13 protein-coding genes are annotated in these 16,132 nt (G+C 61.7%); 2 read left to right on the forward strand and 11 right to left on the reverse strand.

What is annotated here, in order from left to right; all coding sequences use genetic code 11:
* Positions 1–33 precede the first annotated feature (33 nt).
* From J4E53_RS19540 to J4E53_RS19590, 11 genes are all read right to left on the reverse strand, one after another.
* A complete protein-coding gene (locus J4E53_RS19540; protein ID WP_060742358.1) occupies positions 34–1,113 on the reverse strand; it encodes a tartrate dehydrogenase in 1,080 nt (359 codons plus the stop codon).
* Positions 1,114–1,147: 34 nt separating this feature from the next.
* Positions 1,148–2,605: an NAD-dependent succinate-semialdehyde dehydrogenase gene (locus J4E53_RS19545; protein WP_103309710.1), complete on the reverse strand. Its 1,458-nt coding sequence runs from the start codon at positions 2,603–2,605 to the stop codon at positions 1,148–1,150.
* A 217-nt stretch (positions 2,606–2,822) separates the two neighbouring features.
* Positions 2,823–3,980 (reverse strand): acetylornithine deacetylase, encoded by a 1,158-nt coding sequence (gene argE / locus J4E53_RS19550; protein WP_060742360.1) that lies wholly within the window; start codon positions 3,978–3,980, stop codon positions 2,823–2,825.
* A 70-nt stretch (positions 3,981–4,050) separates the two neighbouring features.
* Positions 4,051–5,892 (reverse strand): ABC transporter ATP-binding protein, encoded by a 1,842-nt coding sequence (locus J4E53_RS19555; protein ID WP_103309709.1) that lies wholly within the window; start codon positions 5,890–5,892, stop codon positions 4,051–4,053.
* A 1-nt stretch (position 5,893) separates the two neighbouring features.
* Positions 5,894–6,769 carry an ABC transporter permease gene (locus J4E53_RS19560; protein ID WP_053121195.1) on the reverse strand — a complete coding sequence of 292 codons (876 nt, stop codon included), beginning with the start codon at positions 6,767–6,769 and terminating at the stop codon, positions 5,894–5,896.
* Complete coding sequence (locus tag J4E53_RS19565) at positions 6,766–7,722, reverse strand: ABC transporter permease (RefSeq protein ID WP_060743220.1); 957 nt, start codon at positions 7,720–7,722, stop codon at positions 6,766–6,768. Before J4E53_RS19565 ends, J4E53_RS19560 begins: the two co-directional genes overlap by 4 nt.
* 40 nt (positions 7,723–7,762) lie before the next feature.
* Entirely contained in the window at positions 7,763–9,406 is a 1,644-nt protein-coding gene (locus J4E53_RS19570; protein ID WP_060742362.1) for an ABC transporter substrate-binding protein, read from the reverse strand.
* A gap of 83 nt (positions 9,407–9,489) precedes the next feature.
* Positions 9,490–10,764, reverse strand: coding sequence for an FAD-binding oxidoreductase (locus tag J4E53_RS19575; protein WP_103309707.1), 1,275 nt, complete (start codon positions 10,762–10,764; stop codon positions 9,490–9,492).
* 36 nt (positions 10,765–10,800) lie between these two features.
* Entirely contained in the window at positions 10,801–11,469 is a 669-nt protein-coding gene (locus tag J4E53_RS19580; protein WP_060742364.1) for a haloacid dehalogenase type II, read from the reverse strand.
* A gap of 356 nt (positions 11,470–11,825) precedes the next feature.
* Complete coding sequence (locus J4E53_RS19585) at positions 11,826–13,151, reverse strand: FAD-binding oxidoreductase (protein ID WP_103309706.1); 1,326 nt, start codon at positions 13,149–13,151, stop codon at positions 11,826–11,828.
* Positions 13,152–13,615: 464 nt separating this feature from the next.
* On the reverse strand, positions 13,616–14,500 hold the full coding sequence (locus tag J4E53_RS19590) for a LysR family transcriptional regulator (RefSeq protein WP_103309704.1): 885 nt from the start codon (positions 14,498–14,500) through the stop codon (positions 13,616–13,618).
* Between the two features lie 96 nt (positions 14,501–14,596).
* Between J4E53_RS19590 and J4E53_RS19595 the strand changes: the two genes are divergently transcribed.
* Positions 14,597–15,733 carry a DSD1 family PLP-dependent enzyme gene (locus tag J4E53_RS19595; RefSeq protein WP_103309702.1) on the forward strand — a complete coding sequence of 379 codons (1,137 nt, stop codon included), beginning with the start codon at positions 14,597–14,599 and terminating at the stop codon, positions 15,731–15,733.
* Complete coding sequence (locus J4E53_RS19600; protein WP_103309700.1) at positions 15,723–16,127, forward strand: RidA family protein; 405 nt, start codon at positions 15,723–15,725, stop codon at positions 16,125–16,127. Before J4E53_RS19595 ends, J4E53_RS19600 begins: the two co-directional genes overlap by 11 nt.
* Positions 16,128–16,132: the final 5 nt, after the last annotated feature.

Below are 16,132 nucleotides of genomic sequence, written 5' to 3' on the forward strand. Positions count from 1 at the left end.
TTGTGGGAGCTGAGCTTGCTCGCGATGCTCAGTTCAAAGCGCCATCGCAATAGCCTGACCCACATCCTGGGTCGAGCCCTGCCCGCCTAGATCAGGTGTGATCGGCCCCTCGGCGATCACCTGCTCGATGGCCCTGAGAATTCCATCATGGGCCGCACGGTAGCGCTCATCGCCATTGCCGAGGAAGTCCAGCATCAAGGCGCCGGACCAGATCATCGCAATCGGGTTGGCGATGTTCCGTCCATAGATATCCGGCGCCGAGCCATGGACCGGTTCGAACAACGAGGGAAAACGGCGCTCCGGGTCGAGGTTGGCCGAAGGGGCGATGCCGATGGTGCCGGCGCAGGCAGGGCCCAGGTCGGACAGGATGTCGCCGAACAGATTCGACGCCACGACCACATCGAAGCGGTCGGGTTGAAGCACGAAGCGCGCGCAGAGGATATCGATGTGTTGCTTGTCCCAGGTGACGTCCGGGTACTGCTGCGCCATGAGCGCGGTGCGTTCGTCCCAGTACGGCATGCTGATGGAGATGCCGTTGGACTTGGTCGCCGCGGTCAGGCGTTTGCGCGGCCGGGTCTGGGCCAGGTCGAAAGCGAACTTGAGAATCCGGTCCACACCGCGGCGAGTGAACACCGACTCCTGCAGCACGAACTCATGTTCGGTGCCTTCGAACATCTTGCCGCCGATCGAGGAATACTCGCCCTCGGTGTTTTCGCGGATCACCACGAAGTCGATGTCCCCGGCTTCGCGTCCGGCCAGCGGGCACGGTACACCGGGAAACAGCCGCACCGGTCGGATGTTCACGTATTGGTCGAAGTCCCGGCGAAACTTCAGCAGCGACCCCCACAGGGAAATGTGATCCGGCACCTTGTCCGGCCAGCCCACGGCGCCAAAGTAGATCGCGTCGAAGTCCTTGAGCTGCGCGAACCAGTCGGCGGGCATCATCTGCCCGTGTTCCAGGTAATAATCGCAGTGAGCCCAGTCGAGCACTTCGATGCTCAAATCCAATTGCCATTTCTTCGCGGCCTGCTCCAATACCCGCAGCCCTTCCGGCAAGACTTCCTTACCGATGCCGTCGCCGGCAATCGCAGCGATTCTGAATGGTTTGCTCATCAACCGTGCCTCCTCTCTTCAAATGCTGACCGGATCACAAGCCACCCATGTGGAAGGCTTTGACTTCAAGGAACTCGTCCAGGCCATATTTGCTGCCCTCACGCCCCAGCCCCGATTGCTTGATACCGCCAAAGGGGGCGACGTCCATGGAAATGAGCCCGGTATTGAGCCCGACCATGCCGAACTCCAGCGCCTCGCCAAACCGCCATGAGCGGCGCAAGTCCTGGGTGAAGAAATAGGCGGCCAAGCCGTAAGGCGTTGCGTTGGCCGAGGCCAGCGCCTCTTCTTCGGTGCTGAAACGCATCAACGGCGCAACGGGACCGAAGGTCTCTTCATTGGCCAGCAGCATTCCGGCATGGGTTTCACCGAGCACCGTCGGCTGGACGAACTGGCTGTCGCCCTTGGGGATTTCACCACAGAGTAGACGAGCGCCCTGACTCAAGGCCTCGTCGATATGTCGAGCGACCTTGCTGACCGCCGCCGTATTGATCAATGGACCTATGTTTACGCCGGCATCCAGGCCATCGCCGACCTTGAGCTTGCCCACCTCCTCCACCAGGCGCTGGGCGAAGCGCTCGTAGATCCCATCCTGCACCAGGATCCGGTTGGCGCAGACGCAGGTCTGCCCGGCGTTGCGGAATTTGCTGAGCATGATGCCGGTCACGGCCTGCTCCAGGTCCGCGTCGTCGAACACGATGAACGGCGCGTTGCCGCCCAGCTCCAGGCTCAAGCGCTTGATGTGTTCGGCGCTCTGGCGCATCAGCAGGCGACCGACCGCCGTGGACCCGGTGAAAGACAGCTTGCGCACGGTCGGGTTGCCGGTCAGTTCTTCACCAATGCCGGCGGGCATGCCGGTCACGACGTTGAACACCCCGGCGGGAATGCCGACCCGCTCGGCCAACACCGCCAGTGCCAGGGCTGACAGCGGGGTCAGGTCCGACGGCTTGACCACGATCGTGCAGCCGGCGGCCAGGGCGGGTGCGCACTTGCGGGTGATCATCGCGTTGGGGAAGTTCCATGGGGTGATCGCGGCGCAAACACCGACCGGTTGCTTGAGGGTCAGCAAGCGGCGATCACCGCTGGGGGCCTGGATGGTTTCACCGTAGACCCGTCGGGCTTCTTCGGCGAACCATTTGACGAAGCTGGCACCGTAGCGAATTTCGCCCTGGGCTTCCGCCAGCGGCTTGCCCTGTTCGCAGGTCAAGATCAACGCCAGGTCATCGAGGTTGTCGATCATGGCCTGATACCAGCGATCCAGCAGCGCCGCCCGCTCTGCCGCCGGACGTGCACGCCAGGCCGGCCAGGCACGGTCGGCGGCTTCGACGGCGCGCCGGGTTTCACTGCCTTGTATCGCGGGGACCCTGGCGAGCACTTCGCCGGTGGCCGGGTTGATAACGTCCACGGTCGCGGCGTTGTCGGCGCCGACCCACTGACCGTCGATGTAAGCGCGTTCTACCAGCAAGCTGGGGTCTTTCAGGCGATTCTTGAGCATGGTGTCGGGTCCTGTTTTGAGACAGCCTTCAGTCTATTGTTTCGCCCTGGACGAGGATGCTGAAAACGCCGGCCCTACAGCCGTGAATGCTGAAAATCAGCCTTCGGCGGCATGCTCTACCGTGGGTGGGGATTGATCGCCGTGCGCCTCGATCAGGCGATGAAACGCACGGGGTTGCAGGCGTGGTGAGGGAATGTTCAATCAGGCAGACGGAATACTAGCGGTGCATTGAGCCCACTAACCCTTGCAGGAAGCGCTCGCCAGCGTCCATCTGGCTGATCTCGATGAACTCGTCAGGCTTGTGCGCCTGTTCTATCGAGCCTGGCCCGCAGACCACCACCGGCACATCCAGGCGTTGTTTGAACAATCCGCCCTCGGTGCCGAATGAGACCTTGGCCGTGCCGGTGTCCGGGGCGGCAAAGTTTTTCAGGAAACGCACCGCTTCGACGCTCGGGTGGGTATCGAGGCCCGGGTAGACATTCAGGGTCTCGATTTCGATAGCGGCCACGCTGGAGAGCTTCCTGGCTTCGCCGACGATCAGTTCGGCTCGCTCACGCATCTGCTCCAGGAACCCGTCCAGGTCGTCCGCCGGCAAGTTACGCACTTCGAAGTCCAGGGTGCACAAGTTGGGCACGATGTTCAGCGCCTTGCCGCCGACAATCTGTCCAACATGCACGGTGCTGTAGGGCACGTCGTAATCGGTATCCCGGGCCCCCTGCTCTTGCAACTGCTGCTGGCTCAGGCGCAGCGCGGCAATGAAATCGCAGGCCACGTGAATCGCATTGACCGAGCGCGGTGCCAGGGAGGAATGCGCTTCCAGGCCGCGACAGTAAGTACGGTAGGAACCCTTGCCCTTGTGCCCGAGTACGAACTGCATATTGGTTGGCTCGCCGATGACGCACAGAAACGGCCGGACCGGTGCCAGGTGCAGCACATCGAGCAAACGACGCACCCCCACGCAACCGATCTCTTCGTCATGGGACAGGGCCAATTGCAATGGCCGGCTCAATGGCTGCTCGGTGGCCTCGAGCATGGCGTCGACAGCCAGTGCGATAAAACCCTTCATGTCGCAACTGCCACGGCCATAAATCCGCCCGTCCTGCACCGTCGCCTCGAAGGCAGGAAAGGTCCAGGCCTGCCCCGCCGCCGGCACCACGTCGGTATGCCCGGACAGCAGGATCCCCGGCACGTCCCGTGGCCCGGTGCTGGCAAACAGATTGGCTTTCTTGCCGCTTTCATCCTGGACGATCAGGGACTCGATGCCCTTGGTCAGCAGCAGGTCGCGTACGTACTCGATCAAGGCCATGTTCGATTCCGAAGAGACGGTATCGAAGGCCATCAGCCGTTTGAGAATGTCCAACACGCGGGGTTTCATGAGGCCTTGCTCCGTTGCTCGACTGAAAAGAAGAAGCGCTTGATGTCGACCAGCCTGACGAAACGCCGGTTCATGCATACGCCGCCACGGTCATGTTGTTGAACTGCTGGGTCTTCATCAGTTCCGCACTGTCGTGGTGGCAGAGGATTTCACTGCCGCCCACAATCATCCGCCGCTGCGGCGCGACGCAGTTGCACAAGCCGTCGACCCGCACCGGGCAGCGACTGAGGAAGGTGCACAGGTCGGGCACGTTGGCTTTAGGGCCAATGGCCGGCAGCGTCTGGCAGGTCGTGGCCCCACAGGTTTCCAGCCAGCCCTGGCGCAGTTCCGGTACGGAATGGATCAGCAGGTCGGTATACGGATGGAACGGTGCCTGCGCATAGGATTGGCGCGTTCCGGCCTGGATCTTGTGGCCGCTGTACATCACCACGATGTCGTCACACAGGGCGCGCACGGTGGAGATGTCGTGGCTGATGAACAGATAGGACACCCCCAGTTGCTGGCGCAGATCGCGCAGCAGTTCGAGAATCGCCGCACCGACCACGGTATCCAGCGCCGAGGTCACCTCGTCGCAGAGAATCAGGTCCGGCTTGGCCGCCAAGGCCCGGGCCAGGTTGACCCGTTGCTTCTGCCCGCCGGACAGTTCGTTCGGACGCCGCTGCGCCATCGCCCGCGGCAAACGCACCAGGTCCAGCAATTCGCCGATACGCTCGCGCAAAGCCGCGCCCTTGAGGCCGAAATACATCTTCAGCGGGCGGCTCAGGATCGTGCTGACGCTGTGCATCGGGTTGAGTGCGGTGTCGGCATTCTGGAAGACCATTTGAATACGTCGAAACTGCTCGGGGGTGCGCGACGACAGGCTGCCCCCCAGGGGGTGGCCATCGAAGGTCAACCCGCCAAGGGCCGGTACCAGCAATCCGGCCACGACCCGTGCCAGGGTCGATTTGCCGGAACCCGACTCACCGATGACGCCGATGGCCTGGCCTCTGCGAACCGTCAGGTCAATGTCTTCCAGCACGCGAATCGCTGGCATGCCCTGGGCATTTTTGTTGCCATAGCCAGCGGTGAGCCCCTGGATGGTCAGCAACGGTGTCTCTTGGGCGATGTCGCTCGGCGGACGGATCGTCGTGTCCGGTCGCGCCGCCGCCAGCAAGCTGCGGGTGTATTTGTGGGCCGGGCCCTTGAGCAACGGTGCCGTGGCGCTGTGTTCGAAGATTTCGCCGCCATTGAGCACCACGATCTGGTCAGCCATCTGCGCCACCACCGCCAGATCGTGAGACACATAGACGGCCGTGGCCCCACGTTCACGGACCACTCGCTTGAAGGCCCGCAGTACATCGATCTGGGTGGTCACATCAAGGGCCGTGGTCGGCTCGTCGAGCACCACCAGCAACGGATCGCTGATCAGCGCCATGGCCGCCATCACCCGTTGCAGTTGCCCGCCGGACACCTGATGGGGGTAGCGCTGGCCGATACGCTCAGGGTCTGGCAGGGCCAGGTCGCGGAACAACTCGATAGCCTTGGCTTCAAGCGCCGCCCGACTACCCAGGCCGTGGATCAGAGCGCCCTCCACCACTTGGTCGATCAGCTTTTTCGCCGGATTGAATGCCGCTGCGGCGCTCTGGGCGATATAGGACACCCGGTTGCCCCGCAACTTCTGCAACTGGCTTTCGCTCAACGCCAGCATGTCATGCTCGCCGATTTGCACCACGCCGCCCGCCAGGCGACAACCGCGCCGGGCATAACCGAGCAGCGCCAGGGCAATGGTGGTCTTGCCGGAACCGGACTCACCGATCAACGCCAACACTTCGCCTTTTTGCAGGGAAAAGCTGACCCCCTTGACGATGTCCACTTCACCCTGTTCGCCACAGGCGACCACGCGCAGGTCCTGTACTCGAATCAATTCGCTCATTTCAATGACCTCCCGAACGTCGGCTACGTCGCGACGACAACCGGTCGATGAACAGATTCACACCGATGGTCAGGGTGCCGATGGCCAGGGCCGGAATCACAATGGCCGGCGCCCCCTGATTGAGGCCGCCGATGTTCTCGCGCACCAGCGAGCCCAGGTCGGCATCCGGCGGTTGCACGCCCAGTCCCAGGAAACTCATGCCACTGAGCAGCAACACGATAAAACCAAAGCGCAGGCCCAGGTCCGCCAGCACCGGGTTGAGTATGTTCGGCAGGATTTCCACACAAGCGATGTACAGCCGGCGCTCGCCACGGGTACGGGCCACTTGCACGTATTCCAGGGCTTCGATATTCACCGCCATGCTGCGGGCGATGCGGAAAGCGCCGGGGGTGTAGCTCAACACCGCCGTGCAGATCAGCAAGGTGACCGAGGAGCCGAAGGCCGAGACCATGATCAGCGCCAACATCTTGCTGGGGATCGAGATGAACGCGTCCATCAGGCGACTGATCAGTTCATCCAGCCACTTTGGCGACACCACCGACAGCAGCGCCAGACTGGTTCCCAGGGTGCTGGACAACACCGCGGCCACCAACGCCAGGCCGACGGTGAAGCGTGCGCCGACAAGGATCCGGCTGAGCATGTCGCGGCCCAGGTAATCGGTGCCAAACGGGTATGTCGCGCTGAGGCTGTCGAAGACGTTGTCAGAGACCACCTCTCCCACCGGATGCGGCGCCAGCCACGGACCGAAGATGGCCACCAGCAACCAGATCACACACATCGCGGCACCGACCAGGCCAAGCCAGGACTTTGCGTGGGCGTCTTTGCCCAGCCCCAGCGCAACGGCCGCCGTCGGGGACTTCACAATGAGGTTGTTCATTGGTTTCTCAGCCTCGGGTTGGAAAGGATCGCGCACAGGTCGGCAATCAACACCAACGCCAGGTACGCCGTACAAAACAACATGGTGCAGGCCTGGACCAGGGCCATGTCGCGGTTGGTCACGGCATCGACCATCAGGCTGGCGATGCCGGGGTAGTTGAAGATCGTTTCCACGATCACCACCCCGCCCAACAGATAGGACAGGCTCAGGGCGATGGCATTGGCGATGGGGCCAATGGCATTGGGCAAGGCATGCCGCAGGACGATCCGGATATTGCTGACGCCCTTGAGCCGGGCCATTTCCACGTAAGGGCTGTCGAGTTGATCGATCACCGCCGCCCGGGTCATGCGCGACATTTGCGCGACAATCACGCAGCACAGCGTCATCACCGGCAAGGCGTAGGTGCGCATGAATTGCCAGGGTGAGGTGATGTCACTGGCATAGGACAGTGCCGACAACCAGCCCAGGTTCACCGCGAATATCAGCACCGCCAAGGTGGCGACCAGAAACTCCGGCACCGCCACCATGGTCAAGGTGAAGAAGCTCAGGAAGCTGTCGATACGCCCGCCTCGTCCCATCGCCGAACCGATACCCAGGGTCAAGGCCACAGGCACCGATACCAACGCCGTGGCAGCCGCCAGCATCAAGGTGTTGGGGACCCGGCCGGCCATCAAGTCGACGACCGGCATGGCATTGGACATCGACATCCCCAAGTCACCGCTGAGCAGGCTCGTCAGCCAATGCAGGTAACGCAACACACCGGGCTGGTCCAACCCCATTTTCATCCGCAGGGCCGCCACCTGTTCCGGCGTGGCGAACTGCCCCAGCGCCTGTTGCGCGGCGTCCCCCGGCAGCACTGCCGTGATGGCGAATACCACCATGGAGACAATCAACAAGGTCACGACCGCCGCCCCCAGGCGGCGGCCGATCAACCAGAGTGTGTTGCTGTTCATCATCCGACCCTCATGCAATATGGCCCAAACCCGACGGTCATCAGGCGTCCAGCCAGACTTGCTCGGCAAACATGTAGCCCATGAAACCGCCCAGGGGGTTGGCGCCGTAGCCCTTTACGCGCTGATCGGCGCCATCGATGTTGCTGATGAATACCGGTACGCCGATGCCACAGTGCTCATGTACCAGCACTTGCATGTCGCCGTACATCTTGCCGCGCTTGGCCTCGTCGGTTTCACCTCGGGCCTGCACCAACAACTGGTCGAACTGTTCGTTTTTCCAACCGGATTCATTCCACGGTGCGCTCGACTGGAAGAACTGCGAGAACAGCATGTCGGCATTGGGCCGCGGGTTGATGTTGCCGAAGCTCAGTGGGTGCTTGGCCCAATGGTTGGACCAGTAGCCATCGCTCGGCAGGCGGTTGACGTTGAGCTTGAGTCCCGCCTCCTTGGCGGACTGCTGCAGCAATACCGCGACGTCCACCGAGCCGGTCGCCGCTGGCGAGCACATCAGCGGCATGCTGATGTCTTGCATGCCGGCCTTCTTGAGCAGGAACTTGGCCTGTTCCGGATCGTAGGCCCGTTGTGGCAACTCGGCATTGTGGAAACGTGCCCCGGGTGCGATCGGATGATCGTTGCCGACCCTGGCGTAGCCGCGGAAGATCGCCGACTTGATCTGTTCGCGGTCCAGCAGCAACTTCATGGCCTGGGTGAATTCCGGGCTTTGGCCCGGCATCTGGTCCTGACGGATGATCAGGTCAGTGTAGTTGCCCGACGGTGAATCGATGACCTGGTGCTTGGCGCTGGCCTTGATGCGAGTCGTCGAGCGTGGGTTGACCTCGTTGACGATGTGCACGTCCCCCGACAACAGGGCGTTGATCCGTGACGATTCGTCGGCAATGCCGATGAATTCGATCTCGTCCAGGTACGGCAAGCCGGGTTTCCAGTAGTTGGTATTGCGCACCCCAATGGAGCGCACCCCGGGCTTGAACTCCTTGACCTTGAACGGACCGGTACCGATGCCCTGGCTGAAATCGCTGGTGCCCTCGGGAACGATCAACATGTGGGAGACGGCCAGGATCGACGGCAGCTCAGCGTTGGGACCGCTCAACTGTATCTGCACTTCGTGGGTGCCAACGGCTTTGACTTCGGCGAACTGCGACGCCAGCGGCAGGACCTTGGAACCGGTGATCGGGTCCTTGTGCCGCAGCAGCGAAAACACCACGTCGGCGGCGGTCAGGGCCTTGCCATTGTGGAAGGTCACTTCCTTGCGCAGGCTGATCACCCAAAGCGTGGCGTCGGTGGTGTCGATACGCTCGGCCAGTTCCAGTTGCGGCACCATGTGGCTGTCGAACCGCGTCAGCCCGTTATAGAACATGTAATGGCGCACATAATCGGTGGACGATGAACCTTTGGCCGGATCGAGGGTGTCGGCGGTGGAACTGGTCGAGCCGGCGACGCGAATGCGCCCGCCAGGCTTGCCTTTGCCAGGGGCGGCCTCCTCATCGGCGAACAGCTTGCCGGCGGCGCCGAACAGGCTGCCCGCGCCCGCCACGGCCACCCCGGCCAATCCCAGCATTTGCAATGCATTGCGGCGTGACATGCCGCGATTGAGCCCTTCGAAAATGCGCAGACTTTCCGTACCTGTTATCAGCTGGGTGTCGATACTGTTTTTTTTGTCAGTCATGTCAGTTCTACCTTTCGGAAATGATAAGGCTCGATTGCTCGCGATTAACGCAATGTGTTGAAACGTGAAGCGTCTCCCGCAACTCAGTGCAAATAGTCTTGAAGGCGGTAGTAGGCACCGACCAGAGGCAAAAACCAGGGCTTGCCAAAATGACCGGGGATGGCCGGCCAATCGAGTTCGCGCCAAGGGTTGGCCTCGACCTTGCCCGCCATGACGTCGGCCATGACTTGGCCCATGTGCACCGACATCTGCACACCATGGCCGCTGTAGCCCATGGAGTGATAAACCCCGCCGTGCTGGCCGGCCCGGGGCAGCCGATCGGAGGTCATGTCCACCAATCCGCCCCAGCAGTAATCGACCTTCACCTGGGCCAGTTGCGGGAACATCTGCACCATCGCCGCGTGCAAGACTTTGCCGCTCTTGGCATCGGACACGCTGTCAGACATGGCAAACCGTGCCCGCCCGCCAAACAGCAGACGGTTGTCCGGAGTCAGGCGAAAGTAGTTACCGATCATGCGGCTGGTGACATAGGAACGGTGTGCCGGCAGCAAGCTGTCGATCAGCGCCTGTGGCAACACCTCGGTGGCGATCACGAAACTGCCCACCGGCACGATCCGCCGCCGATACCAGCCCAACCCACCCTGCTGAGAGGTGCCGGTGGCCAGCAGGACCTGCGTGGCCTGTAGCGATCCCTTGGTGGTATTGACCCGGTAGCCGCCGGCACTGGCTTTCCAGTCCGTGACGGACACGCCCTGGAAAATCAAGGCGCCGTGACGGGCGGCGGCCTCGGCCAACCCGACCCCGAAGCGCCCGACGTGCATCTGCACGCCGTTGCGCTGCAACAAGCCACCATGGAACTGGGCCGAGTTGACCTCTGCGCGGGTCTCTTGTGCAGACAACAATTCGACCTCGGCATCGACCTCACGCCGAATCAACTCGCAGGTGCGTGCCAAACCTTCGTAATGCATGGGCTTGGCCGCCAGCTTGAGCTTGCCGTTGCGCGTGAAGTTGCAGGCGATCTGCTCCTGCTCCACCAGCGAGACGACGCTCTGCACGGCACTTTCGTAAGCCTGGTAATAGGCGCGGGCTTTATCGGCACCGAGGCTGGCGCTCAGGGCCGCGTAGTCCTGGGCCACGCCGGTATTGCACTGGCCGCCATTGCGCCCCGACGCCTCGCCAATGACCCGCCCGCCTTCCAGCACCGCTACATTGGCCCCCTTCAAGGCCAGGGCCCGGGCCGCGGCCAGGCCAGTGAAACCACCACCGACGATGGCCACATCGGCCTGCCCGGGCAACGCACCGAGCTGGGCACCGGTAAATGCCGGTGCGGTATCGAGCCAATAAGACTCACTGCCCATGTCTAACCCCTTATGCCTTGAAGAGTGTCCAAAGACTCAGAGACCGACCAGGCCGGCCAATCCGCCGATGTCCGGGATCTGGTGGTAGTTGTAGCCAGCGTTTCCAGGCAGTTCATGACCACGGGCCACGAACGCTTTGTGCTTGATCTTCATGTCGTGGGCCGACATCAGGTCATAACGGAAGCTCGAGGACACGTGCAGGACATCCTCCGGCCCGCAGCCGAGGTTATCGAGCATGAATTCGAAGGCCGCCAGGCGCGGCTTGTAGGCTTGGGCTTGTTGAGCTGTGAAGACTTTATGGAACGGTGCGCCGAGCTTGTCGACGTTGGACATGATCTGCTCGTCCATCGCGTTGGAGAAAATCACCAGGGGAATCTTGTCGGCGATTTTCGACAGGCCGGCCGGTACGTCGGCATGGGGCCCCCAGGTCGGGACGGCATCGTAGTAGAGCTGACCTTCGCCTTTGTACTCGACACCCCAACGCTTGCAGACCCGGGCCAGGGCAGTCTTGAGGATTTCATCATAGGGCCGCCAGTCACCCATCACCTGGTCCAGGCGATAGGCCGAGAAATCCTTGACGAACTGGTCCATCTGCTCGGCAGGGACCCGATCGGCGAACAGTTCGCGCGTCATGGTCCCCATCTGAAAGTTGGTCAACGTGCCGTAGCAGTCGAAGGTAATGTACTTGGGGCGAAGGAAGCTCATGAGTGCAGTCCTGAGTGATGGTTGAGGTCATGAGGGGCAAGCGGTTGCGCCGTTCCGAAAGCCTGGGTGCAACGCTGCATCACGGATTTATTACAGCATCATGAGACCGTGCATAAACGGTTAAAAGTATAGGTCCCTTGGCACAAACCACCGTTTTTCGGGGCCTGCTCAGCAGACTGTGCGGGATGCGCCATGGCCGGGCATTTGCGCCGTTTTCAAGGCATTTACGGCCGTTTATGGTGCGTAAAAAACCGCTGGAACCCCCACAAGCGGCAGAATCTGCGCCTGCAAATGAAAACGGGCGCATCCCCTGAGGATGCGCCCGTTCATTGTTTTGCGGGTGAGTTTCCAGCGCCTCAGAACTCCGCGACCTTGCCCCAGGCCGAAGATTGAAAACGGTCCGGGTGATAGGGACGCGGATCAACCAGCGGGGGCATGTCACAGACAATGTCGGCGATCAAATGCCCCGCACCCGGGCCGATGCCGAAACCATGGCCACTGAACCCTGCCGCCAGCACCAGGCCAGGCAGGCTCGCCATCTCGCCGATGCCCGGGACGCCGTCAGGCGTGCTGTCCACATAACCTGCCCAGGCTGCGGTGACCGACGAGGTTTTCAGCATCGGGATCAGGTCTACCGCGCGCTTGTAAGTCAACTCGACCGTCGAGGCGTCTGCCTTGGGATCCAGAATTCGCATGCGCTCCATCGGCGTCGGCTGGTCCAACTTCCAGCGACCCAAGCCCTCGTGCCCCGATTGAAAACCCTCCAGGCCACCGGGAGCCAGCTTGCGCCAGCGGCGCTGGAACATCGGCAGGAACTGCGGAGCGAAACGCAGCAATTGCAAGGTAGGGTCGACACGTCCTCGGCCACTGATGGCCAGCGTGATCCCGCCATCGGAGCGACGGGTCATGGAGACTTCATCCGTGTGGAGCGCGTCCGGTATCTCTTGGGCACCTTTGGAAACCGACAGTATCGTCTGGCGAATGGACGCCTGGGGAAACCGGATGCCGTACTGACGGCAAAAAGAGGACGCCCATGCGCCACCGGCGAGCACCGCGAGCTTGGTGCGAATGGTGCCCTTCTCGGTGACGACGGCAGACAACCGGCCACCCTCGGTCTCGAGGCCACGGGCGGCGCAGCCTTGGTGCACCGTACCGCCCAGTTTAATGATGGCCCGTGCGACCGCCGGGGCGGCGCGGGATGGGTCTGCCGTGCCGTCGGTAGGTGAAAAGACCCCGCCTTTCCAGGGCTTGCCGGTGACCCGGCCATGTTGAGCGGCCTGCTCCGCCGTCAGCATGTGGGTTTTCACATTGACGGTACGGGCAAACTCCCCCCATTTCGCCCAACCGGCCAGCTCTTTCTCGTTGTTGCTCAGGTAGAGCAAGCCACACCTTCTGAAACCTGTGTCCTCACCGGTCTCCGCTGCGAACTGCTCCCAAAGGTCAAGGCTCTTGGTCGACAGCGGCAGTTCACGAGCGTCTCGATTCTGTTGACGGCACCAGCCCCAGTTTCGACTCGATTGCTCCGCACCCACACGGCCTTTTTCCACCAACGCGACCTTCATGCCGCGCTTGGCCAGGTAATAGGCCGTGAAGGATCCGATAATGCCGCCGCCGATCACGACAACATCAGCGTGCGTTGGAAGCTCAGAATTCGTCTCTACGGAAATTAACGGTGCTGGCATTTTAGGGATGTCCATGAAGGCCGGGGGATTTGAAGGTACGACTTCTTCAGGTGGTCGCGGGTGCATCGGCCATGCACTGAGGGTGGCGACCAGGGCAAGCCGCTACTCCGTTGTGGAAGCATCAGTGCCACGCTGAATCATGGTGTTATTACAACACCAAGAAACCGTGCATAAACGGTTAAAAGTATAGGTCGCCTGGTACAAACCACCGTTTTGCGGGATGTGTTCAGCAGACTTTGCGGAGCGCTTCGGATTGGAGGTTTTGCTTATCTGTTTGGCGGGACACGTCCCGGCATTTATTTAGCTGGACCACCGCTATCGCGAGCAAGCTCGCTCCCACATTGGATGTTCGGCAGACAAAAATATGTGCTTAGCCCCCCTGTGGGAGCGAGCTTGCTCGCGATGAGGCCGGCACATTCAACGTCTCATTGACTATGAAACGCCCTTCGCGAGCAGTTCGCTGATCATGCTTTCAATGCTTCTTCCAGAAACGCCACCAAAGCCTGCACACGCGGGCTACGCAGTTTTCGTGAAGGCACCAACAGGTTGATCGGCGCACTGTCGAATTGCCAATCCGCCAGCACCCGAACCAGACGCTTATCGGCAATGGCGTCACTGACATCCCATTGCGAACGCAGCACCAGCCCCAGGCCTTGCTCGGCCCAGCGTCGAGCCACACTGCCATCGTTGCTCAACATCGCGGGCTCGATGCGCAGGGTTTTACGCCCCTGCCCTTTGCGCAGGTGCCACAGCGTGACATCTTCATCATTTTCACGAATGCAAATGCAGCGGTGCTCGGCAAGTTGCTCAGGCGACGATGGCATGCCGTGCTGCTCCAGATAGGCAGGGCTTGCGCATAACCATCGGTCATTTGACGTGAGGAGCCTGGCGACCCACAGGCTGTCATTGAGGTGACCGATGTGAATCACCGCGTCGCTGTCATGGCGATCCGGCCATGGCGTTTCGCGTAAATCCAGGTGCAGGCACAACTGAGGGTGCAACCTGGCGAAACGCGCCAACAGCGGTGCAATGCGTTGCCGCCCATAGCCGAACGGCGCCGCCAGCCTGAGCGTGCCAACCAACTGCTCGTCTCGTTGCTTGAAGGATTCCGGGAGCGCTTCCAACTGCTCCAGCAAGCGCGCGCTTTCCCGGGAGAAACGCTCGCCATCGGCGGTGAGACTCAGGCGCCGGGCATCGCGGTTGGCCAGCGTCAGGCCGAGCAGCGTCTCCAGCTTGCGCAGACGCATGGACAGCGCGGGAGGTGAGACATTCAGGATTCTGGCGGCCGCGCTCAACGATTCGGCGCGCGCCAGCGTCACGGCCAGACGCAGGTCCTCGATGGAGATCATTCAATTCTACTTAATGATTGATGACGCCTCATTGAAGCACACCTTCACGACCGCTTTGTAGAGTGGGCCCTGTACCCAGCCATTCGAGTCCTCCTTATGTCAGCTTCTCTTGCCGCCCTCGATACCCCCGCCGCGCTCGTGGATGTGCCGCGCATGCAGCACAATATCCAGCGCATGCAACAACGCATGGATGCCTTGGGTGTGCGTTTGCGCCCGCATATCAAAACCAGTAAATGCCTCCCCGTGATCCAGGCGCAGCTCGCTTCGGGTGCCAGCGGCGTCACGGTTTCGACCTTGAAGGAAGCCCAGTACTGTTTCGCTGAAGGCATTCGTGACGTCTTCTATGCCGTCGCCATCGCGCCAGGCAAGCTGCCCCAGGCCTTGCTGCTGCGGCGCCAAGGCTGCCAGTTGAGCCTCCTCACGGATAGCCTTGCCGCTGCCCGGGCCATCGTCACCTTCGGCCAACAACACAACGAACGTTTCGACGTCTGGATCGAGATCGACTGCGACGGCCATCGATCCGGCCTGCACGTCGAAGACGATTCACTTCTTGAAGTCGCACGGATACTCAACGAGGGTGGCATGCCGCTTCGCGGGGTGATGACCCATGCCGGCTCAAGCTATGAACTCGACACCCCTGAAGCGCTACGAGCCCTGGCCGAACAGGAACGCGCTCTTTGCGTCAAAGCGGCCCAACGACTGCGCGAAGCCGGGTTCGCCTGCCCGGAGGTCAGCATCGGCTCGACGCCTACGGCCTTGTCGGCACTGAACCTGGAAGGCGTCACTGAAGTGCGCGCCGGTGTCTATGTGTTCTTCGATCTGGTGATGCACAACATCGGTGTCTGCCAGGCCGACGAGTTGGCGCTGAGCGTGCTGACCACCGTCATCGGTCATCAGAAAGACAAAGGCTGGATCATCACCGACGCCGGTTGGATGGCCATGAGCCGTGACCGCGGCACGCAGCGCCAACAGCGGGACTTTGGTTATGGCCAGGTTTGCACCGACGCCGGCGATTGGATCGAGGGCGCGTTGCTCACGGGAGCCAATCAGGAGCACGGCATTGTCTCGCTTGAAATGGCTGAGGGTGTCGACATCACCGCGCGCTTTCCCATCGGTAGCCGCCTGCGCATCTTGCCCAACCATGCCTGTGCCACAGGCGCGCAATTCCCGGACTATCACGCGGTTGACGCCGAGGGTGGCGTGCACACCTGGAGTCGCTTGCATGGCTGGTAATCAAGCAGGTTCGATCCAGTTGATCAGCACGGCCAACGCCGCGGCGCCGGGTGGACATTACGCCCAGGCGGTCGTGCATCAGGGCGTTCTGTATGTGTCCGGGCAACTGCCCATACGCGCCGATGGCAGCCACAGTGCCGACCAATCGTTTGAGGTCCAGGCCGCCATCGCCCTCGATAACCTGGTGGCGATCCTCGGTGCAGCAGGCCGGAGCACGCGCGACCTGCTGAAGGTCACGGTCTATGTCGCAGGTATCGAGCACTGGCCTGCGTTTGATCAAATCTACGCCCGTTACCTGGGAGAGCATCGGCCAGCGCGAGCGGTGGTACCTGTTCCGGCCTTGCATCATGGCTACCTGATCGAAATCGAAGCGATGGCCCTCGCCACGGGGTAATGCCA

This window comes from Pseudomonas sp. FW305-28 (genome assembly GCF_017351395.1).
Lineage (GTDB): Bacteria > Pseudomonadota > Gammaproteobacteria > Pseudomonadales > Pseudomonadaceae > Aquipseudomonas > Aquipseudomonas fluorescens_AA.

Bases quoted from the DNA above. Each gene is read 5' to 3' on its own strand.
- J4E53_RS19595 (WP_103309702.1), top strand. From the start codon at position 14,597: ATGTCAGCTTCTCTTGCCGCCCTCGATACCCCCGCCGCGCTCGTGGAT.
- J4E53_RS19590 (WP_103309704.1), bottom strand. From the start codon at position 14,500: ATGATCTCCATCGAGGACCTGCGTCTGGCCGTGACGCTGGCGCGCGCC.
- J4E53_RS19575 (WP_103309707.1), bottom strand. From the start codon at position 10,764: ATGGGCAGTGAGTCTTATTGGCTCGATACCGCACCGGCATTTACCGGT.
- argE (WP_060742360.1), bottom strand. From the start codon at position 3,980: ATGAAACCCCGCGTGTTGGACATTCTCAAACGGCTGATGGCCTTCGAT.
- J4E53_RS19600 (WP_103309700.1), top strand. From the start codon at position 15,723: ATGGCTGGTAATCAAGCAGGTTCGATCCAGTTGATCAGCACGGCCAAC.
- J4E53_RS19545 (WP_103309710.1), bottom strand. From the start codon at position 2,605: ATGCTCAAGAATCGCCTGAAAGACCCCAGCTTGCTGGTAGAACGCGCT.
- J4E53_RS19540 (WP_060742358.1), bottom strand. From the start codon at position 1,113: ATGAGCAAACCATTCAGAATCGCTGCGATTGCCGGCGACGGCATCGGT.
- J4E53_RS19560 (WP_053121195.1), bottom strand. From the start codon at position 6,769: ATGAACAACCTCATTGTGAAGTCCCCGACGGCGGCCGTTGCGCTGGGG.
- J4E53_RS19580 (WP_060742364.1), bottom strand. From the start codon at position 11,469: ATGAGCTTCCTTCGCCCCAAGTACATTACCTTCGACTGCTACGGCACG.
- J4E53_RS19555 (WP_103309709.1), bottom strand. From the start codon at position 5,892: ATGAGCGAATTGATTCGAGTACAGGACCTGCGCGTGGTCGCCTGTGGC.
- J4E53_RS19585 (WP_103309706.1), bottom strand. From the start codon at position 13,151: ATGCCAGCACCGTTAATTTCCGTAGAGACGAATTCTGAGCTTCCAACG.
- J4E53_RS19570 (WP_060742362.1), bottom strand. From the start codon at position 9,406: ATGACTGACAAAAAAAACAGTATCGACACCCAGCTGATAACAGGTACG.
- J4E53_RS19565 (WP_060743220.1), bottom strand. From the start codon at position 7,722: ATGAACAGCAACACACTCTGGTTGATCGGCCGCCGCCTGGGGGCGGCG.